Consider the following 19,913-nt stretch of genomic DNA (forward strand, 5'->3'; position numbering starts at 1 on the left):
CCGATGCGACGATCGCTCGCACTCGCCGTTCGGGCACTGCTCGGCGTGATCGGAGGTGCGGTTCTCGTCGTTTTCTTCCCGATCGCCTTCGGCGTGATGCCCGATCGATTCTTCGACGCGGGCTGTTCGGCCGGCCGTGCGCTCGGCACCGAGATGGCGTGTTACCGATTCATGTGGAACACGATCACCGTCGGCGTCTTCGTCGGTATCGTCGGCCCTCTCATCGGGGTCTTCCTCGTCCACCGGGAGATGTCGCTGATCGGCGAGACGCTGGCACACACGGCGTTCGCCGGCGTCGCGTTCGGAACCCTGCTGTTTGCGGCTTCGGGATGGGACGCTCGACTGTTGCTCGTCGCACTCGGCGCCGCGGTCGTGGGCGCCCTCGGCGTCCAGACGCTCGCCGACAGGACCGGGTCCTACGGTGACGTGCCGATCGCGATCGTGCTCACCGGAAGCTTCGCGCTCGGAACCCTGTTCATCGACGTCGGCGGCGGTTTCGCGTTCGTCGACATCAACAGCTACCTGTTCGGCAACATCTCGATCACCGACGAGCGAAGCGTCTTCCTGATGGCCGCCCTCAGCCTCCTCGTCGTCGCCGTCGTCGCGCTCTCGTACAAGCAGTTTCTCTTCATCACCTTCGACGAACGCGCCGCTCGAGTCGCCAGAACGCCGGTATCGGCCTACAACAGCCTGATGATCGTCCTCACGGCACTCGTGATCGTCGGCGCGATGCAGATTCTGGGCGTCATCCTCGTGGCCGCGATGCTCGTCGTCCCCGTCGCGTGTGCGTCCCTGATCGCGGGGAGCTTTCGCGAGACGCTTTACACCGCGATCGTCGTCGGAGAGCTCTCCGTCCTCGCCGGGATCGGCCTCTCGTGGACGTTCTCACTTCGCCCCGGCGCGACCATCGTCGTGATCGCGATCGGAATCTACCTCGCCGCGGTCGTCCGAACGGATCGAGGCGACCACGTTGCGGTCGGTCACTGACCGATCTGTCGTTTTTCGCCGAGACATGGGCGACGAACCACCAGTCTTCTAGCCCCTTCTAGGCAATTCACTCGAGTAATATGCGCATGTACGGTACGAACGGTTCGTAATCGTTTGTCTCACCCATGTTTGTCTTCTATACGGCCGAACACCCTAAACAATACCTCGGAAAATCTTTTCAATAGTGAATATTTCTACAGTGCTATGTCAGTAGACAGCCCGATCCAACACCTGGGATGGGTCGGTTCGGTCGGCGGAACCGCACGCCTCGAGCGGTCGGCCTCGAGCGTTCGAAACGGGAGTAACGGAATAGATGGATCCGACACTGCTCCGGATCGGTCTCGAGTGAGTGGGGTGATCGAATGTCGGGGACGCTGATCATCGCCGGCGTCGGCGCGTTTCTGGCGGTCTGTATCGCGATCGGTCTCTACATGGCCCGGCGGGTGGAGGGTCAAAGCGAGAACTACATCGTCGCTGGTCGCGGCCTCATCCTTCCGATCGTGGCCGCGACGCTGATGGCACAGTCACTCGACGCGAACGCGACGCTCGGGAACACCGATCTGGCGGCGGACTTCGGGTTCTGGGCGGGAGCCGCGTTACCCGTCGGGCTGGCGGCCTGTCTGATCATCTGTGGGTTGTTCTTCGCGAAGCCGCTCAACCGGATGAACCTGATGACGCTTCCCGACTTCTTCCGGCGTCGGTACAACCGACCGGTCGAGATATTCGGCTCGATCGTTACCTGCCTCAGCTTCACGATCCTTCTCGCGGGAAACCTCGTCGCGGGCGGCTTTCTCTTCGAGACGTTCCTCGGCACGTCCTACGTAACTGGCATCGCAATCTTGGGCGTCATCATCCTCCTCTATACGCTCACCGGGGGGCTGTTCGCGGTCGCCTACACCGACATCATCCAGGCGAGCGTCGCGCTGGTCGGTTCGATCGCGTTGCTCGCATGGATCGCGATCAACTACGGAATCACCATCCCGGACGGGATGGGCCCCGGCGCGACCGAACAGCTGACCGATCCCGAAGCGGGTGCGATGATCAACTGGGCGCAGATCGTCGCGCTCGCGTTCGGCAACCTCGTCGCACTCGATTTCAACGAGCGGGTTCTCGCCGCCGAGTCACCCGAAACAGCCCAGCGGGCGTGTTTCGCCGCGGCCGTAGGGACGCTCGTCATCGGACTCCCGTTTTCGATCGTCGCCCTCTCGGCCCCGGAGATCCTCGTACAGGCCGGCGTTCAGGCGGACGGCGTCCCGGTCCTCTACGCGCTCATGCAGGACGTCGTTCCGACGAGCCTCGCCATCCTGGTCCTCGCCGGCATCATCGGTGCGTCGCTGTCGACCGGCGACGGCGCCGTGCTCGCGACCTCCTCGGTGATCGCCCGCAACATCGCCGGCATCCGCGTCGAGGAGACGCAGTACGAAGCGACCGAGATGGATCGCCTCCTGTTGTTCACCCGCATTATCGCCGTCCCGATCGCCGTCATCGGCGCGTTCTTCGCGATCAGGCTTCCCGAAACCGGTCTGTTGCTCGTCCTCGCGTTCGACATCAGCCTCGCCGGCGTGGTCGTCCCCTACGTGCTGGGAATGTACTGGTCGAAGGCAAACGCCCCGGCCGCCATCGCCGCCATCGTCACCGGTGCCGTCAGCCGGATCGGGCTGTTCGTCCTGATGCCCGAAACCTACGGTCTCGAGAACACGTTGCTCTACGTCCCCAACGACGTGTTCACGCCGGCGTTCGACGGCTACCCGACGTTCCTCTGTCTGGGTCTCGCGTTGATCGTCTTCGTCACCGTCGCACAGATCACTCACGAAACCGACGCGCCGGAGCCGAGTCCGACCGCGTACACGACAGTCACCGACGATGACTAACACCGACGAGACACGACATCGGCTCTCCCCGAGACAGATCGTTCGTGCTCTGCGTTCGACCTCGGAACGACCCGAGAACCGTCGCATCCTGGGCCCGGAACGCCCGTTCCGGAGGTGGACGCCTAAGACGGGATTCGCTTTGAGAGTTTCCGAACGCATATAGGGGTGGATTCGGAAGCTACAGGAAGTGATACAGGAGCGAGCGTGGGGCGGACAACACGTCTTTACCGGACTTCTCACGATCGCATTCGCCATATCGGCGGAACTCGGTAGCCGGGTGGTGGGGCGTCGATGAGCCGGTGGCAGTACTTCGCCCGGCGACTGCTGTTGACGATTCCGGTCGTCGTTCTGGGCGGCACGCTCACGTTCGTCATCTTCCGGTTCGGTCCCATCGACCCGGCGGCCGCGATCGTCGGTGAGGCGGCAACGGAAGCCTCTCGAGCCGAGTACGAGCAAGTTCGAGAGCAACTGGGCCTCACCCAGCCCGTCGCGACGCACTACGTCGAGTACATGATGAATCTCCTCACGCTCGACCTCGGGCAGTCGTGGGTGCTCGCTCCCGGTACGAGCACGGTCGATCTGTTGTTCATCTACGGACCGAGAACCGCCTGGCTCGCGTTCTGGGCGGTCCTCATCCCGATATTCGTCGGCATTCCCCTCGGCGTCTACGCGGGTCTCAACGCGAACAGCCGGATCGACTACGTCGTCTCCGCGTTCGGGATCGTCTGGCGGGCGATGCCGAACTTCTGGCTCGGCGTCGTCCTGCTGGCGTTGCTCTCCCAATCCGAGTCGCTGATCGGCTTCGACTGGACGGGCTGGCTCGTCGAGACGTCCGTCACCGGGACGCCCGATCTCTCGAATCTCACCTCTCCCTCGGGATTCGCCGTGGCGACGAAACAGATCCTCCCGCCAGCGATCGTTCTCGGCTCGGCGTCGATGGGAAGCGAGTTACGCATCGGTCGTACGGCCGTCCTCGAGACGATCAACTCCGACTACGTCGAGGCGGCCAAAGCAAACGGCGTCACCGAGCGCTCACTCGTCTGGAAACACGTCCTGCGTAACGCGCTCGTTCCGCTCGTACCGACGATCACGAACGAGGCGTTCTTGCTCATCGGTGGTGCGGTCATCATCGAAGTTATCTTCGGCATTCAGGGGATCGGCTGGCTGTTCTTCCAGGCGGCGTTGAACGGTGATCTCCCGCTCGTCACCGCCCTCGTCTTCGTGTTCATTCTCGCCGTCGTCGCGATAAACATCGTCCAGGACCTGCTGTACGTGCTGATCGACCCCCGCGTCGGATACGAGGGCCAGTAACCATGGATCCGCGACCGCTCACCCAACGCGTTCGAGACGACCCCCGGCCGGCCGCGGTCTGGCTCCTCGGCGCCGCCGGCCTGCTCGCCGTCGAAGCCGGTTCGATCGCACGCGCCGCCCTCGAGGCGAGCGCCGCCGCGGTCGAAGTCGGCGGATCGATCGCGAGCGCCGTCACCGAGGGCGGAGCGGGTGCGGCGGTCGTTCTCGGGACGGTCGCAATCTTCGTGTTCGCGCTCGGCACCTGGCTCGCTCCGCGTCTTCCGCGGACGCCGACGACGGAACTCGAGCCCCCCGGATCGGCCAGGGCACACCGGGCGATCGACGCGACGCTCGTGGCGACCGGTATCGGAACGATCGGTGCCGTGGCCGTCTTGCTCGGCGCGGCCGACGTCGTCCGCGCGGGCGGCGGTCTCGTCCGACCGCTCCTCGAGCACGTCGCCACGATGCCGACGCTGACCGGTCGGGAGACGATCCCGAACGAGGGCTATCGAACCCCCGACGGGACGTGGCACGGAACGTTCCTCGGGCTCTCGCCCGCGATCGCGTGGGCGCTTCGCGCGTGCGTCGTCTTCGTGTTCGCGGCGACGTGGGTCGTCTGGGCGGGCGTCGGCTATCGTTGGTTCCGGCGTTGCTACCGGCGAGCGGAGTGGACGCCGCGAGACGACGTGATCCGTCGGTTGCGGTATCACCGGTGGGGCCAGTTCGGAATGGGCGTCGTATTCGTCTTCCTGACACTGTCGGTGTTCGCTCACTCGCTCGGGCCGGCACCGGCGGACCAGAACCTCTACGAGCCGTTTTCGCACTCGATCGAGTACTACGACGAGTCGACGGGGGGCGTCGAAACGATACTGGTCGGCGACGCCAATCTCGACTCCCGTTCCGTCGGTTACGAGGCGGAGAACGTCGGGCCGATGAGCTACGACGAGTACGATCGGTTTCACCCGTTCGGGACCCTGACCGACGGGAAGGACCTGTTTACGTTCCTCGCTCACGGCGCCCGGGTCTCGCTGGCGGTCGGTCTGCTCAGCGTGGGACTCAGCGCGGTGCTTGCGACCGTCTTCTCGCTGATCTCGGCGTACTACCGCGGCCTCGCCGACCTCGTTCTCGTCGTCACCGGCGACACGATCATGGGAATTCCGCGACTCCTCTTGCTCATCCTCTGTACCGTCTTACTGGCCGATACCTGGCTGGGCGGGCTGTACGACGGCGGCGTGTTGCTCGCCGTCGTCCTCGCCGCCACGGGCTGGCCGTACCTGTGGCGGGCGTTTCGCGGCCCGATGCTCCAGATCGCAGAAGAGGAGTGGGTCGACGCCGCGCGCAGCTACGGCCAATCGTCGCACAAAACCATGCAACTGCACATGCTCCCCTACCTCGTCGGTTACCTGCTGATCTACTGCTCGATGGTTCTCGGCGGCGTCATCCTCGCCATCGCCGGGCTCTCGTTTCTGGGACTCGGGATCACGGCGCCGACCCCGGAGTGGGGGCGGGCGGTCGACATGGGTCGCGAGTACGTCGCGACGACGTCGTGGCACATCTCGTTCATTCCGGGCGTGATGGTCACGCTCGTCGTCATGGGCTTTAACGCGCTCGGCGACTCGCTTCGCGACGCCGTCGACCCCAAAAGCGACGGTGGCACGACCGCCGACGCCGAAACCAGCGCCCGCGGAGGTGGCGCATGAGCGACGATTCGTCGACATCGCCGGCAGACCCGATCCTCTCGCTTCGGGACGTCCGGGTGACGTTTCACACCGACAAGGAAACCGTACGCGCGGTCGACGGCGTCTCGTTCGCCCTCGAGCGAACGGGGACGCTCGGGATCGTCGGTGAGTCCGGAAGCGGAAAGAGCGTCACCGCCCGATCGATCCTCGGCTTGGTCGACGAAGCCGGGCGGGTACATCCCGACGGCGAAATCAGGTATCACGACCCCGCGTTCGTCGAACGGATCGCACGCGAGTACCCCGAATCGGTGTGCCCACTCGAGGATGCGATGCGAAACGGGACGGGCGAAGAGGACTGTTTCGTCGTCGTCGACGAGTCGGTGGGCCCACGCTCGGCGGACGGAGATGGCGGGACGCGCCGCGAGGCGAGTCGTGGCTGGGTCGACCTCGTGAGCGCGCCGCCGGCGGTCGTCCGATCCGTCCGCGGGAGCGAGATCGCGATGGTCTCCCAGAACGCGATGACGAGCCTCAACCCCGTCTACACCGTCGGCAACCAGATTCGAGAGTTGCTCGCGACCCACCGGAGCCTTCGCGGGAGCGAAGCGACCGACGTCGCCGCTGACCTCCTCGAGAGCGTCGGCATTCCGGACCCGCGGCGGCGGCTGAAGGAGTACCCACACCAGTTCAGCGGCGGGATGAAACAGCGTGCGGTGATCGCGCTGGCGCTCGCGTGTGATCCCACCGTGCTCGTCTGCGACGAGCCGACGACCGCCTTGGACGTCACCATCCAGGCACAGATCGTCGAACTGTTAGAGCGCCTCCAGCGCGAACGGGACCTCTCGATCGTCTTCATCACGCACGACATGGGCGTCATCGCCCGAATCGCGGACGCCGTCACCGTCATGTACGCCGGCGAGGTGCTCGAGCGAGCGCCGGTCGAGGCCCTGTTCGAGGATCCGAAACATCCCTACACTTGCGGCCTCCTCGAGAGCATTCCGGGGCACACGTCGCCCGGCGGACGACTTCCGACCATCGATGGGAGCGTGCCGACGCCGACGGAACCGCCGGCGGAGTGCCGGTACGCACCGCGGTGTCCGGAGGCGTTCGACGCCTGCTGGAACCGGCATCCGGCGTCCGTCCCCGTCGAGTCCGAAGCGGTCGAGACGGCCGTTTCCGGCGGCTGTGAGGGGGCATCGACGGACGACGGCTCGGTCGATCACTGCGTTTCGTGTCTGCTCTATCCCGAAACGCTCTCCCCCGAGGAGCGCCGCGACGTCCACCGAATGTCGGCCAACGAGGAGGAGTCGCGATGACCGACGGCGGGCTTCGAGCGACGACCGACGCGGCCCCGGAGACGGGCGCCGACTCGGACCCGCTCGTCGAGGTCGACGGCCTCCGGACGTACTACGAGAGCGACCGTCTGTTCGGCGGCGACCCGGTGAAGGCTGTCGACGGCGTCTCCCTCGAGATCGGGCGCGGCGAAACCCTGGGCGTCGTCGGCGAGAGCGGCTGCGGGAAGACGACGCTCGCGCGGAGCATTCTCCAGCTCGAGGACGTAACGGCGGGCACCGTCACGTTCGATGGTGAGGACGTAACGGCGTTTGACCGCCGGGAGCGACAGGCGTGGCGACGAAACGCCCAGATCGTCTACCAGGATCCCACCTCGAGTATCAACGAGCGTATGACCGTCGGCGAGATCGTCCGCGAACCGCTCGACGTCCACGACCGTCTCGATCCGGCGACGCGTCGCGAACGGGTCCTCGAGTTGCTCGAGACGGTCGGGCTCGAGGAGGAACACTACTACCGGTATCCCCACCAGTTCAGCGGCGGACAGCGCCAGCGGGTTGGAATCGCGCGAGCGCTCGCGCTGGAACCGGAGTTCATCGTCCTCGACGAACCGGTGTCGGCACTCGACGTGAGCGTCCAGGCGAAAATCCTCAACCTGCTTTCGGACCTCCAGGAGGAGTTCGGGCTCACCTATCTGCTTATTGCACACGACCTCAGTGTCGTTCGACACATCTGCGACCGCGTCGCCGTCATGTACCTCGGAAAGGTGATGGAGTGTGGGCCGACCGACGCGCTGTTCGACTCCCCCGAGAATCCGTACACTCGAGCGTTGCTCTCGGCGATCCCCGAACCCGATCCCACCGCCGACCCCGAACGGATCACGCTCCGGGGAACGCCGCCGAACCCGCGTCACCCCCCCGAGGGCTGCGTGTTCTCGACCAGGTGTCCGTTCAGAATTCGTCCCGACGAGCTCGATCTCGGCGATGAGACCTGGGAACGCGTCGACGAGTTCCGGAGCGTCGTCCGAGAGCGCGAGCACGCGACCGTGACGATCGTCGAGCGTCTGAAGTCCCGTCTCGGGTTCGACACCCGGTTTACGCCGATCGGAGACGTGGCCGCGGCGCTGTTCGACGACCACGACGTTCCAAGCGAGGTGAACGAAACGGTCTGGAACGCGGTCGACCGCGTCGAAGCCGGCGACTCGAGGGGCGCTCGCGAGTTACTCGACGACCGATTCGGGAGCGTCTGCGAGGCCGAGTCGCCACCGGTCTGTGTCGCTGGCGAGACGGAGAGCCGTTGTCACCGCCATCTCGAGGAGTACGAAACTCTCGACCTCGCCGAGTGATCGGAGGCCGAGCATCTCGAGCGCCGCAAAACGATCCCCACGCTCAGGTTCCGACGATTCGTCGCGCTCTGTGGGTCGACGATCGGCCGATCGGCGGGTCTACGACCGGTCGCTCAGCGAAATGTCGTTGAACGAGTGGCTGTACTGCGAGCCGTTGATCTCGTATCCCTCGACCCGGTCGTACCAGTAGTGTTCCTTGATCGGGTGATACAGCGGCAGCATGGTCACGTCCTCCCAGTTCATCTCCTCGAGCGTGAGGTACGTCTCGTTCCGGACCGCCTGGTTCTCCTCGGATGGGGTTCGGTGGTCCTCGTACCGTTCCCACGCATCCAGTGCGGCCTGTGCGGCGTCGCTCATCCCATCGTCGCCCTGGCCCCAGCGGGTCCAGGTGAACTCCGTCGGGTAGGCGTACTGGAGCACCGCGTCGGCTTCCGGCCACTCGAGGGCGTTCCAGGTCCCGAAGACCTCGATGTCGCCTTCGATTGCGCGGTTCGTCAGCGTCGTCGACGGCGCTTCCTCGATGCTGATGTCTATGTGTGCACTCTCCGCGCGGTCGCGGAGTTCGCCGGCGATCTCGCCCCACTCGGAGGCCTGCGAATCCGAGGGGTGCTGGATCGACGTCTCGTACGCGTCGTCCGGGCCGTAGCCGGCCTCTTCCATCACCTGTCTCGCCGCGTCGATATCGGACGTGCCGTAGCCGTAGGGGTACGCCGATTCAGCGTGGTCGTGATAAGCCTCCGGCCCGCCAGGGAACGCGGACGGTGGCGTGATGAAGTAGGCGGGTGTCCCCTGGCCGCGGACCGCCCGGTCGGCGATATCCTCCTGGTTGATGAGGTACGCGATCGCCTGTCGCGCCGGCTTCTCGACCTCGAGCGTGTTGAGGAGCAGATACTGCGTGCGCAACAGCGTCGCCTCTCCGTAGTTGAGCGTCTCGTCGTTCGACACCGGGCCGTAGCTCCCGAGTCGGCGGTCGCCGTCGAGTTCCTCCTCGACCTCGAGGAGGCTCGGATCGAACTGCGACCGGGGAAGCTCGAAGAGGTCGGCGTTGCGGTTCATCGCCCGGTTGTACTCCGCGTTCGGGTCCTCGATGATCTGCCAGCGGATCCCTTCGATGTCCGCCACCTCGCCGTGGTAGTCGTCGAACCGCTCGACGACGATCTCGTTGCCCCGATCCCACTCGGTAAACTCGAACGGGCCGGTTCCGGGAATATTTCCGTCAGCGTACTCCCCGTAGTCCATCTCGCCGTCGTACCCCTCGATATCGCCGACGATACCCTCGGGGATGATGGAAAATCGCGGATCAGCGAGCGTTCCGAGCGTCCCGTGGAACGGCGACTCGAGGGTCATCTCGACCGTGTAGTCGTCGACGGCTTCCAGTGCGAGCGAGTCCGGGACGAGGTCGTCGTCGTCGTCGACCTCGTGTTCGATCGACATGGTACCGCCGACGATGACGTCGGCGTGGCCGCGATTGTTCTCGGACTCGGCGAGTCGCCGCCACGAGTAGACGACGTCGTCGGCAGTCATCTCGCTTCCGTCGTGGAAGCTCACGCCCTCTTTCAGGGAGAACGTGTACGTCAGGTTGTCGTCGGATATCTCGTAGTCCTCGGCGAGTTGGGGCTCGGCCGGCGGCGTTCCGTCGGCGTACGTAAACAGTTGTTCGTGAGTCTGCCAGTTCGACCGTGCGGAGCCGGCGCCGTTGATGCCGATCGGATCGAGCGTCTGCTGGGCGATCTGCATCATCTGTAGCTGCTGGTCGCCGGCGTCGACGTCCCCGTCGTCTCCTGTGTCCGTCTGATCGGAACCGACGGGATCCTCGTCGGAACAGCCGGCGACAACCGTCGTCGCCGCCACCCCGGATGCCGCGAGAAACGTCCGTCGTCCGTACTGTCGTGCCATGCACAACACGAATAATTCCAGCCCTTAATATGTATCCGAACGGGCGAGAACGTGTCGTCTCGACAACTACAGCGCCGAGAATTACCAGGGAGCGATAAATTTTGTCCAGCATCTATTGGCTCCATCCTGCAAACGGGAAGGCAGTCGTCCGATCACTGGACTGTCCGATCATACGGATCGTTGTCGTTCGTTACCGGTGATCGCTCGGATGGAGTCGGCGATCGCCGGTTAAATTCGACGACGATCCGTATCAGTCGTCAGCGGGCGTCTCGAGGTCGGTTTTCGGGCCGAGCGGTTCCTTGGGTTTGATCGGCGACCCCTCGGATCGACCCTGTGTTGCGAGCGCCATGCTTCCCATCACCTCGAGGATCAGCCGGTTGGCGAAGCCGGAGGTGATGCCGCCGTTGTAGGAGTTGGTGTCGCTGGCGTCGTACTGGGGGGCGACCTCGACGACGTCGAAGCCGAAGCGGTCAGGATCGAGCCGCTTGACCGTCTCGCGCACCATCGCGATGGCTTCGCGGGGAACGAGGCCCCCTGGTTCGGGCTCGCCGGTGCCCGGACAGTAGGCTGGTTCCATGACGTCGACGTCGAAGGAGAGCCAGACGGCGTCGGTGCCGTCGGTCGCGCGGCGGACGGCGTCGGCGACGATGTCGGTGAGGTCGTACTGGGCGACCTCGGTCGCGGTGTACCACTTCATGTCGGCCTCGCGCATCTCCTCGTAGGTCTCCGGGCCCGGCCAGAAGCCACGCGGTCCGATGAGGGTGTAGTTCTCGCCGGCCATCAGATCGCTGTCGTGGACCCGTTTGACCCACGCGCCGTGGTCGTACTCGAAGCCACAGAGGCCGTCGTCGCCGGTGTCTGCGTGACAGTCGAAGTGGATCAGGCCGATATCGTCGTAGCCGTTACCCTCAGCCCATCCCTTGATGTCGGGATAAGAGATCGAGTGATCGCCGCCGATAACGATCGGGGTCGCCTCCTGTTGGGCGATCTCACGAACCGCGTCCTCGATGTTGTCCTGGCTCGCTTTCGTGTCACCCGGGGAGATCGTCGCATCGCCCGTGTCGACGACTTTGAAGGTGTCGAACGGGTCGACGCCCGTCTCGATGTTGAAGTGCTGGTAGGGTGGCGAGGGAACCGTCGACGCAGCACGGACCGCTCGAGGGCCGTACCGCGTCCCCGGTCGGATCGTCGTCGCCGTATCGAGGGGGGCTCCGAGGATCGCGACGTCCGCACCCGCCTCGGCGACCGCATCGCGGTCGACCGTCGGGAGCTTCAGGAACGATGGAATCCCCGCGAAGATGGGTTCGTTCGCTTCGTCGTACGCTTCGCCGTACATCTCGCGTCCAGATGAGTCCTCAGTCATTGTCGTTTGCTGTCGGTCTTCGCTCGGATCTGCCCGAACGTGTCTTCTTCAACCGAACGAGTAGACATTCGAAACCGTATCTAAAAGCGTTCCTTCGAATGTGTACTACGACATCCCCGATGAGGCGAGGGGAGGCAAACGGTTCGTGGAGGCATGTACTCCTAGTATCACCTAGTACATCCCTTCGACCGTCCGCACGCTATCCTACCAACTGAAACGAGTTACACACCGCTCACAGAAAACGCCCGGAGACCGGACAACGGACCGGTCTCCCGCCCGACCATCGTAAGCGGGTCTGCAATGACGTTCAGTGGCTACTATCGACGACTCGATCCTGGTGTCAGTCTGGCGATCACGGTCGCCGTAGTCGCTCGAGTTCGCCTGCAGTTGGGTACCGAGCGAACGTCCGGGGCCAAATTCGTCGGGCCGCGCGAAAACAGACGCCAGAGGATCCGTTATTCTGACGGTCTGACGAACCACACGGCTCGGAGGGCTGGTGGTGCCAGTCGAGAACAGTCCGGTATACGGATTACTGTGCGATTTACCGGTGAGACCGTCGCTCGGGTCGCGGTCTCACCGGAACTGACCGACAGTAAACCGTATCAGACGATCAACGCCCGATAGAATCGAACGCTTACAGGCTGTCACTCCCTTCGACCGTCGGCTCCGATCGAAACGCGAAGTGCGATGCGACGTCCAGACTGTCGGTCGCGTGGGTCCCACTCGAGTGCAGTGCCGTGAGACTCCGCTGGAGAACGAGCAACGGCTCGGGTCGCTCCGTCTCGAGGTATCGTTGGGTCTGCTCGACCGAGTCGAAGTGTGCGTCGAGCGACTCGCGAGCGCGGCCGACCGTCTCGTGGGTGGGATCGGTCACGGCGGTTCGCGTCTCGGCCGCCGCCGTCTCGAGTGTGTCCGCCGTGGTTCGAAACCGCGTCGCGGCGGTCTCCTCGAGTTCGATCGTCCCGCCTGCCTCTGTAACCATCCCGGCGATCCGGCGGGCGACACCGGCCATCAGGACGACGTCCTGGGCGATCGATCGGTAGCCGATCAGCGGGAATCCCGTCTCGAGGCCGACGGATTCGTTCAGCCGTGGGTTGCGATACGTCGTAAACAACAGCCGCAAGAACAGGTAAAATAGCTTCTCGATCTGGCGTTCGTGGTGGATCGTCCGCTGGGCACCGTCGGGGTCGCCCGTCGTCAACGCCTCGATCGCGTGTTCGCGCATCGTCGCCTCGGTCCGCCAGAGTCGTTCGAGCAGGGTCGGAAGCTCGAAGTCACCCGGCGCGACCGAACACCGAACGTCGACGTGGTCCGTGCCCTGTTCGACGACGCCGAGGCCCATCAACTGCCGTTCGATCGACGTGACCGAATCGAGCACGTCCGTCGACAGCGGAGTCTCGCCGTCGATACGGATGAGTTGTCGTCCCAGCACGTACTGGGCGAGAATCGCTCGCTCGAGAGCCCCCGGCTCGAGCGGATCGGCGTCGATCGTCGCCGTCTCGGTTCCGCTGGATGACGAATCGGGGACGATCAGGAGTGATCCGCCGCTCTCGTCGCGCTGGACGATCACCTCGTCGCCCTTCCGGGCGTCGTGTTCGCGGGCCCACTCGGCCGGAAGCGTCACTGCCAGCGTCGACGACCCGAGTTGCTGGATCTTTCGTTTCATTCGGATGTCGTCGGCTCCCACGAACGATCACCGCCGGGGAGTCGACCGTCCGAATCGGCCGGGCGTGTGACTCGTAACCATACGTTCGGGGCTTGGGTGGGGACTATTTATCTTCACTGGTTGGGACAATCCGATCGTTTCGGCTGAAAACGACGGAAACGTACGATCCTTATATCCCATTCTACAATTCACATGGAGAATGTGTGGTTCTCTTGCGTGTTTGAGTTGAAATCGACTTTGACTGGGCAAATATTGTTGCCCATGCGCGTATTTAGGGCGTTTGTCTCCCATTTTACCACGTAATGCGATATCCGTCATTCATTGTCTCCGGACGAGTTTCCGGAGTGGTCGACGTATGAGCGAGTTCGTGCCGGGCGAACTCCTCATCGAGGACGATCCGATACGGATCAACGAGGGGCGGTCGACGAGGTCAGTCACCGTCGAGAACACCGGCGATCGGCCGGTTCAGGTCGGATCACACTTTCACTTCTTCGAGGTCAATCCCGACCTCGAGTTCGACCGCGAGGCTACGTACGGTACGCGTCTGAACGTTCCCGCGGGAACCGCAGTTCGGTTCGAGCCGGGGTGTGAACGTGACGTGATGCTCGTCGACATCGGCGGCGACCGGATCGTTCGCGGAATGGCTGGGCTAGTCGACGGGCCGCTGGATGCCGAGGACGCGAAACGGGACGCGATGAAGCGCGCTCGAGAGCACGGCTATCTGACGGAGGGTGAGCGATGAGCCGTGAACTCCCTCGGCGCGAGTATACGGACCTGTTCGGCGTGACCGAGGGTGATCGCGTCCGACTGGGCGATACGAACCTGCTCGCGAGAGTCGAAGCGGATCACACCGTTCCCGGCGAGGAAGCTGTCTTCGGCGGCGGGAAGACGATGCGCGACGGCATGGGGATGCAGTCGGGAGTGACCCAGGCCGAGGGCGCACTCGACTGGGCGTTTACGAACGTCGTCGTGATCGACCCCGTCCTGGGCGTCCGCAAGGGCGACATCGGCGTCCGGGACGGCGAAATCGTCGGCGTCGGGAAAGCCGGCAACCCCGATACGATGGACGGCGTCGATCTGGTGATCGGGCCGAGCACCGATACGATTCCCGCGGACGGACTGATCGCGACCCCCGGTGCGCTCGACATCCACGTCCACTTCAACAGCCCGCAACTCGTCGACCACGCCCTCGGATCGGGCGTGACGACGATGCTCGGCGGCGGCTTCGGCGGCGGCGCGACCACCTGTACGCCCGGTCCGGCAAACGTCAAGCGCTTGCTCCAGGCGGCCGAGGAGTGGCCGATCAACGTCGGCTTCTACGGCAAGGGCAACAGCAGTAAGCCCGAGGCGCTTTACGAGCAGATCGAGGCCGGCGTCTGCGGCATGAAGCTCCACGAGGACTGGGGCTCGACGCCGGCGGCGATCGACACCTGCCTCGAGGTGGCAGACGAAGAAGACGTCCAGGTCTGTATCCACACGGACACGTTAAACGAGTCGGGGTTCGTCGAACACACGTTCGATGCGATCGACGGCCGGACGATCCACACGTTCCACATCGAGGGGGCGGGCGGCGGTCACGCGCCGGACGTCCTCGAACTCATCGGCGACGAGCACATGTTGCCGTCGTCGACCAACCCCTCGATGCCCTATACGGTGAACACGTTCGACGAGCACCTCGATATGGTGATGGTCTGTCACCACCTCAATCCGGACGTTCCCGAGGACGTCGCCTTCGCCGAATCCCGCATCCGCGCGGAGACCATCGCCGCCGAGGACGTCCTCCACGACACCGGCGCGATTAGCATGATGACCTCCGATTCCCAGGCGATGGGCCGAATGGCGGAGGTCATCAGCCGGACCTGGCAGACCGCCCACAAGATGAAGGCTCAGCGCGGGCCACTCCCCGACGACGAGGAGACGGGTGCGGACAACGCCCGGATCGCACGCTACGTCGCGAAGTACACGATCAACCCGGCGATCACGTCCGGGATCGACGACTACGTCGGCTCGCTCGAGCCGGGGAAACTCGCCGACATCGTGCTGTGGGATCCCGCCTTCTTCGGGGTCAAGCCGGAGGCGGTCATCAAGGGTGGCTTCCCGGTCTGGTCGCAGATGGGAGAGGCAAACGGCTCGCTGATGACCTGCGAGCCGGTTATCGGGCGCGAACGCGCCGGGGCACAGGGTCGGGCGAAACACGGGCTCTCCGTGACGTTCGTCAGCGACGCCGCTTTCCAGAACGGCGTCGGCGACGCCTACGATCTGAAAACTCCCGTCCGACCCGTCCGTGACACACGCGAGGTCGGCAAGTCCGACATGGTCCACAACGACCACTGTCCGGACGAGATCGAGATCGACGCACAGACGTTCGAAGTCGAGGTCGACGGCGAACACGTCACCTGTGACCCTGCCGACGAGATCCCACTCGCACAGCGATACCTACTCTGAATATGGATACGAAAGACACGACACCGAAATCGACGATCGTGACAGCAACGACGAGACGACCGACGCCGGCCTCGAGTGAGACGACACCGGACTCGAACGGGGCGATACCAAACTCGGGGTACACCCCACGCGCGACGGAGGTGAGCCGATGGGAATGAACCTCTCGCCGAAGGAGATGGAGCGCCTGACGGTGTTCATGGCCGCCGAACTCGCCCGCCGACGCAAGGAACGCGGCGTGAAGCTCAACCACCCCGAGACGGTCGCGTACGTCGCAGACTGGGCCTGCGAGGCCGCCCGAGAGGGAAAATCCGTCTCGCAGATTCGATCAGAGGCAACGCAGTTGCTCACCCGAGAGGACGTCATGGATGGCGTCCCCGAGATGATCGGTATGGTCCAGGTCGAACCCGTCTTCCCCGACGGCACCAAACTCGTGACGATCCACGACCCGATCCGGGCGGACAGCCGCGAACAACTCGAGGCCGTCGATCCAGGTCCCGGTAACGATCTCGAGGCGCCACCGGGAGAGGCCAAAGCGAACCAGGACGATCCGCAGACGACGGGGGGAGACTGATGGGCTACCGAGACGTCGCCAAAGTCGGCATCGGCGGCCCGGTCGGTTCGGGCAAGACCGCGCTCGTCCGGCGGCTCGTGCCCGAACTCGTCGACCGCGAGTACGAAGTGGGCGTCATCGCTAACGACATCATGACCCAGGAGGACGCCGACGTCTTCCGCGAATCGTTCGCCGATCTCGTCCCCGAGGATCTCGTCGCGGGCGTCGAGACGGGTGCCTGTCCGCATACGGGCATTCGGGAGGATCCGTCGATGAACCTCGCCGCGATCGACGAGTTCACCGAGCGCCACCCCGACCTGGACGTCGTCATCGTCGAAAGCGGCGGGGACAACCTCGCGGCGACGTTCAACCCCGAACTCGCCGACTACTTCCTGTTCGTCATCTCGGTCGCCGAGGGCGAAGACATCCCCCGCAAGCGCGGCCCCGGCGTCACCCAGGCCGACCTGCTGGTCGTCAACAAGACCGACCTCGCGCCGTACGTCGACGCCGACCTCGAGGTGATCGAATCCGACGCGGCCGACGTCCGCGGCGAGGAGCCGTTCGTCTTCACCAACTGTAAGGACGGCGAGGGCGTCCACGCGGTGCTCGAGCACGTCGAACGGGAGGTGTTGTTCGCGTGAGCGGGGCCAAAACGGGCGAATTCGGGATAGACGCGGTGACGATCCCCCCGGCGTTCGACTCCTACGGCGAGGAACGACTCGCCCAGGCACCCGCCGGCGGCCCCGGAAAGAACGGCCTGCTCGAGGCGACGTTCGCCCGCGAGGGCGACGGACCGACCAGGCTGATCCACGACCGCGTCGAGGTGCCCTACCACCTGACCGGGGCCCTCGAGACCGATCCCGCACCGGGAGTGGCGACGCTCGTCGCCCAGGAGCCGACGGGTGGCGTCGCCCAGGGTGACCGCCACCGGATGGTCCTCGACGCTCGTCCTGGCTCGCGCGCGCACGTGACAATACAAAGTGCGACGAAGGTACACAGCATGCGCGGGAACTACGCTCACCTCGACGCCCGAATACGAGCCGGGACAGGGAGTTACCTCGAGTACCTGCCCGGCCCGACGATCGTCAACGAAGACGCACGCTGTCTGCAGACGGTCGAAATCGCCCTCGCCGAGCGGTCGGTCGTCGTCGTCGGGGACGTACTCGTCCCGGGCGGGTTGAGCGATCACCAACCGTTCGGGTTCGATCACTACCACGCCCGCGTCGAGGCGACGTTCGACGGAGGGCTGGTGTGTGCCGATGCGGTCGACCTCCGACCGGACGAACGCGACCCGCGGGATCCGGCGAGCGTCGGCGAGTTCGGCGTCGTCGGCTCGCTGTACGTCTTCACGCCGGGGAACGAATCCGAATCGGCCGGAGAATCACACGTTGGTGGTGTCGAGGCACCCGATCTCGAGAAGCTAGTCGCGGCGGTCCACGACTGCGTCTCGAACCGATCGGCCGTCGAGGCGGCCGTCTCGACGCTCCCGTACGACGCCGGGGCAATCCTCCGAATCCTCGGCCACAGAGAGGCCGACGTGAGCGAGACGCTCCGTGCGGCGTGGGACGAAACGAGACGGGCGACGCTGGGGGTCGGCGCACCTGCCGACCGGCGATACTGATGAAGCGAATCGACGAAATCGTCGGCAACGTCCACGCCGACGACGACCTCGCGGCGCGTCGGGACGACCACGAGGATCGCGGAACGGTAGAGCGGGTCGTCATCGATCCGGACGACCGCAGACGGTCGCGATTCCGGGCGAGCACCGACGCGGGAACCGACGTCGGCGTTGTCCTCGACAAGCCGGCGGTGTCCGCCGGCGACGTCTTGCTCGTCGAGGACGACCGGATGATCCTCATCGCGTTCGAACCCCGCGAGGTGCTGGCCGTCTCACTCCCCGAGGCGAGTGCCGAGGCGCTCGCGGCGGCGGTCGAACTCGGCCACCGCGTCGGGAACCAACACTGGGATCTGGCCGTCGACGACGGGACCGTCTACGTCCCGCTCGCGGCCGACCGCCACATCGTCGAACGCGTCGTCGCCGACGTGATTCCCGGCTCCGAGGTTCGAGAGACGACCGTCGATGCCGACCTGTTCGTGACCGACACAGGAGATGGGCATGGACGCGGACACGCGAGCGGAGCGGATCCCGGCCACAGCCACGAAGACGACGCTCACGAACACGGCCACGAAGACGACGATCACGAACACGGGCACCACGAGCACGATCACGAACACACGACTTACGAGAACGGCCACGACCACCACGATCATGACCACTGAGCCCGGCGCGTTCCTGACCGCACTTCGCCTCTCGGACTCGTTTTTACCAGTCGGGGGCTACACCGCGTCATACGGCCTCGAGCAGTACCTCAACGAGGATCGAATCGGCGACGGAGACGACCTTCGGGCACTGCTCGGGGCCTATCTCCGCCGCGTCGTGGGCCCCTGCGAGACCGTCGCACTCGCGAACGCCCACGCCGCGAGTTCGGCGGGCGACCTCGATCGACTCCTCGCGGTCGACGAACGCCTTCACGCGGTGACGATGCCCCGCGAGTTCCGCGAGAGTTCGACCAAAGCGGGCGCAAAACTCTGTGAACTGCTCGCGGGTGGCGAGGCGTCCGCGGACGCTCGTCGTGACCGTGGTGTCTTAGACGCGTTCGCCGACGCGGTCGACGTCGGCGACACGCCGGGTCACTATCCCGTCGTCTTCGGCGTCGCCGCCGAGGGGCGCGGACTGGCACAACTCGAGACCTGCCTGTCTCACGCCCACTCGTTCGTCACCGGTCTGCTCGGGGCCGCACAACGACTCGGGCGCTTTGGTCACACCGAGATTCAGCGCGTCCTGGCCGACCTCGAGCCCGTTATCGTCGAGATCTGTCGCCGACACGTCGAAGACGACGTCACCGCGATGGCGTCGTTCGCGCCGCTCGCGGAGATCATGGGAATGCGCCACGAACGCGCGGGTCGGCGGCTGTTTATGAGTTAAGCGTCGACGTCGGGTCGAGGTGCGCTCTCGTATCTGACCATCTTTTCGGATTTATCGGAAATCGACTCGTAGATCAGTTTGAGCGTCTCTTCGGCGGCCAACAGGTTGTGGTCGTCGAGAAACTCCCGACCCCCGTCGGTCAGCCGGTAGAACTTCCAGGGATAGCCCTGCTGGCGCTCGTCTTCGGCCAACGAAACCTCCTCGAGAATGCCGACCTCGATGAGCTTCTGGACGTGTTTGTACACCGTCGCCTCGCTGACGCTCGGGTTCAGTTGCTCGAGTTCGTACATCGACGGCAGTCCGTCGGGGTGTTGGACCACGTTGGCGATCAGCGAAAACCGGGTCTCCTGGGTGACGAAGTGGACGAGTTCGCGCGTCCCTCTTCCGTCGTCCGCGCCCAGACTGGTACTCATACGGTCACCTACGGAGTAGAACACCAAGTAGTTTACCCCAGGGTAAATCACTCCAGAGTAAACCGGACGGCAAATCGATGAACACCGACAGCTATCGGAAACGGAAACGACTCGGAAACGACTATTTCCCGTTCC

General features: G+C 64.7%; 17 protein-coding genes. 13 read left to right on the forward strand and 4 right to left on the reverse strand.

Features of this window, described 5'->3' with window-relative positions; translation table 11 throughout:
- Positions 1-3 precede the first annotated feature (3 nt).
- The 6 genes from AB7C87_RS11425 (at position 4) to AB7C87_RS11450 (ending at position 8,459) form a co-directional block, all read left to right on the forward strand.
- The gene (locus AB7C87_RS11425) at positions 4-987 is read left to right on the forward strand and encodes a metal ABC transporter permease (protein ID WP_369729591.1); all 984 of its coding nucleotides are present in this window, start codon (positions 4-6) and stop codon (positions 985-987) included.
- A gap of 362 nt (positions 988-1,349) precedes the next feature.
- Positions 1,350-2,858, forward strand: a complete 1,509-nt coding sequence (locus AB7C87_RS11430; RefSeq protein WP_369729592.1) for a high affinity choline transporter 1 — start codon at positions 1,350-1,352, stop codon at positions 2,856-2,858.
- A gap of 291 nt (positions 2,859-3,149) precedes the next feature.
- Complete coding sequence (locus tag AB7C87_RS11435; RefSeq protein ID WP_369729593.1) at positions 3,150-4,169, forward strand: ABC transporter permease; 1,020 nt, start codon at positions 3,150-3,152, stop codon at positions 4,167-4,169.
- A gap of 2 nt (positions 4,170-4,171) precedes the next feature.
- Positions 4,172-5,848, forward strand: coding sequence for an ABC transporter permease (locus AB7C87_RS11440; protein WP_369729594.1), 1,677 nt, complete (start codon positions 4,172-4,174; stop codon positions 5,846-5,848).
- Positions 5,845-7,140 (forward strand): ABC transporter ATP-binding protein, encoded by a 1,296-nt coding sequence (locus AB7C87_RS11445; protein WP_369729595.1) that lies wholly within the window; start codon positions 5,845-5,847, stop codon positions 7,138-7,140. Before AB7C87_RS11440 ends, AB7C87_RS11445 begins: the two co-directional genes overlap by 4 nt.
- The gene (locus AB7C87_RS11450; RefSeq protein WP_369729596.1) at positions 7,137-8,459 is read left to right on the forward strand and encodes an ABC transporter ATP-binding protein; all 1,323 of its coding nucleotides are present in this window, start codon (positions 7,137-7,139) and stop codon (positions 8,457-8,459) included. The genes AB7C87_RS11445 and AB7C87_RS11450 overlap by 4 nt, the downstream gene beginning before the upstream one ends.
- A 99-nt stretch (positions 8,460-8,558) precedes the next feature.
- Here the strand turns inward: AB7C87_RS11450 and AB7C87_RS11455 are convergent, their stop codons facing one another.
- The 3 genes from AB7C87_RS11455 to AB7C87_RS11465 form a co-directional block, all read right to left on the reverse strand.
- Entirely contained in the window at positions 8,559-10,355 is a 1,797-nt protein-coding gene (locus AB7C87_RS11455) for an ABC transporter substrate-binding protein (protein WP_369729597.1), read from the reverse strand.
- A 250-nt stretch (positions 10,356-10,605) separates the two neighbouring features.
- Entirely contained in the window at positions 10,606-11,718 is a 1,113-nt protein-coding gene (locus tag AB7C87_RS11460) for an agmatinase family protein (RefSeq protein ID WP_369729598.1), read from the reverse strand.
- A 634-nt stretch (positions 11,719-12,352) separates the two neighbouring features.
- Positions 12,353-13,405 carry an AbrB/MazE/SpoVT family DNA-binding domain-containing protein gene (locus AB7C87_RS11465; RefSeq protein ID WP_369729599.1) on the reverse strand — a complete coding sequence of 351 codons (1,053 nt, stop codon included), beginning with the start codon at positions 13,403-13,405 and terminating at the stop codon, positions 12,353-12,355.
- A 334-nt stretch (positions 13,406-13,739) separates the two neighbouring features.
- Between AB7C87_RS11465 and AB7C87_RS11470 the strand changes: the two genes are divergently transcribed.
- The 7 genes from AB7C87_RS11470 to AB7C87_RS11500 all read left to right on the forward strand — a co-directional run bounded on the left by AB7C87_RS11470 (position 13,740) and on the right by AB7C87_RS11500 (position 19,365).
- The gene (locus AB7C87_RS11470; protein WP_369729600.1) at positions 13,740-14,126 is read left to right on the forward strand and encodes an urease subunit beta; all 387 of its coding nucleotides are present in this window, start codon (positions 13,740-13,742) and stop codon (positions 14,124-14,126) included.
- Positions 14,123-15,829: an urease subunit alpha gene (gene ureC / locus AB7C87_RS11475; protein ID WP_369729601.1), complete on the forward strand. Its 1,707-nt coding sequence runs from the start codon at positions 14,123-14,125 to the stop codon at positions 15,827-15,829. Before AB7C87_RS11470 ends, ureC begins: the two co-directional genes overlap by 4 nt.
- A gap of 148 nt (positions 15,830-15,977) precedes the next feature.
- Positions 15,978-16,400: an urease subunit gamma gene (locus AB7C87_RS11480; protein WP_369729602.1), complete on the forward strand. Its 423-nt coding sequence runs from the start codon at positions 15,978-15,980 to the stop codon at positions 16,398-16,400.
- Positions 16,400-17,020: an urease accessory protein UreG gene (gene ureG / locus AB7C87_RS11485; RefSeq protein ID WP_369729603.1), complete on the forward strand. Its 621-nt coding sequence runs from the start codon at positions 16,400-16,402 to the stop codon at positions 17,018-17,020. The genes AB7C87_RS11480 and ureG overlap by 1 nt, the downstream gene beginning before the upstream one ends.
- Positions 17,017-18,000 (forward strand): urease accessory protein UreD, encoded by a 984-nt coding sequence (locus AB7C87_RS11490; RefSeq protein ID WP_369729604.1) that lies wholly within the window; start codon positions 17,017-17,019, stop codon positions 17,998-18,000. Before ureG ends, AB7C87_RS11490 begins: the two co-directional genes overlap by 4 nt.
- Positions 18,000-18,659: an urease accessory protein UreE gene (gene ureE / locus AB7C87_RS11495; RefSeq protein ID WP_369729605.1), complete on the forward strand. Its 660-nt coding sequence runs from the start codon at positions 18,000-18,002 to the stop codon at positions 18,657-18,659. The genes AB7C87_RS11490 and ureE overlap by 1 nt, the downstream gene beginning before the upstream one ends.
- A complete protein-coding gene (locus tag AB7C87_RS11500; protein ID WP_369729606.1) occupies positions 18,649-19,365 on the forward strand; it encodes an urease accessory protein UreF in 717 nt (238 codons plus the stop codon). Before ureE ends, AB7C87_RS11500 begins: the two co-directional genes overlap by 11 nt.
- On the opposite strand, the gene AB7C87_RS11505 is transcribed toward AB7C87_RS11500, so the two are convergent.
- Entirely contained in the window at positions 19,362-19,778 is a 417-nt protein-coding gene (locus tag AB7C87_RS11505; protein ID WP_369729607.1) for a helix-turn-helix domain-containing protein, read from the reverse strand. The genes AB7C87_RS11500 and AB7C87_RS11505 overlap by 4 nt on opposite strands.
- Positions 19,779-19,913: the final 135 nt, after the last annotated feature.

This window comes from Natrarchaeobius versutus (genome assembly GCF_041205745.1).
Classification (GTDB): domain Archaea; phylum Halobacteriota; class Halobacteria; order Halobacteriales; family Natrialbaceae; genus Natrarchaeobius; species Natrarchaeobius versutus.

Coding starts and splice junctions, on each gene's coding strand:
- AB7C87_RS11455 (WP_369729597.1), bottom strand. CDS start 10,355: ATGGCACGACAGTACGGACGACGGACGTTTCTCGCGGCATCCGGGGTG.
- AB7C87_RS11480 (WP_369729602.1), top strand. CDS start 15,978: ATGGGAATGAACCTCTCGCCGAAGGAGATGGAGCGCCTGACGGTGTTC.
- AB7C87_RS11435 (WP_369729593.1), top strand. CDS start 3,150: ATGAGCCGGTGGCAGTACTTCGCCCGGCGACTGCTGTTGACGATTCCG.
- AB7C87_RS11425 (WP_369729591.1), top strand. CDS start 4: ATGCGACGATCGCTCGCACTCGCCGTTCGGGCACTGCTCGGCGTGATC.
- AB7C87_RS11430 (WP_369729592.1), top strand. CDS start 1,350: ATGTCGGGGACGCTGATCATCGCCGGCGTCGGCGCGTTTCTGGCGGTC.
- AB7C87_RS11505 (WP_369729607.1), bottom strand. CDS start 19,778: ATGAGTACCAGTCTGGGCGCGGACGACGGAAGAGGGACGCGCGAACTC.
- AB7C87_RS11450 (WP_369729596.1), top strand. CDS start 7,137: ATGACCGACGGCGGGCTTCGAGCGACGACCGACGCGGCCCCGGAGACG.
- AB7C87_RS11460 (WP_369729598.1), bottom strand. CDS start 11,718: ATGACTGAGGACTCATCTGGACGCGAGATGTACGGCGAAGCGTACGAC.
- ureG (WP_369729603.1), top strand. CDS start 16,400: ATGGGCTACCGAGACGTCGCCAAAGTCGGCATCGGCGGCCCGGTCGGT.
- AB7C87_RS11445 (WP_369729595.1), top strand. CDS start 5,845: ATGAGCGACGATTCGTCGACATCGCCGGCAGACCCGATCCTCTCGCTT.
- AB7C87_RS11470 (WP_369729600.1), top strand. CDS start 13,740: ATGAGCGAGTTCGTGCCGGGCGAACTCCTCATCGAGGACGATCCGATA.
- AB7C87_RS11440 (WP_369729594.1), top strand. CDS start 4,172: ATGGATCCGCGACCGCTCACCCAACGCGTTCGAGACGACCCCCGGCCG.
- ureC (WP_369729601.1), top strand. CDS start 14,123: ATGAGCCGTGAACTCCCTCGGCGCGAGTATACGGACCTGTTCGGCGTG.
- ureE (WP_369729605.1), top strand. CDS start 18,000: ATGAAGCGAATCGACGAAATCGTCGGCAACGTCCACGCCGACGACGAC.
- AB7C87_RS11500 (WP_369729606.1), top strand. CDS start 18,649: ATGACCACTGAGCCCGGCGCGTTCCTGACCGCACTTCGCCTCTCGGAC.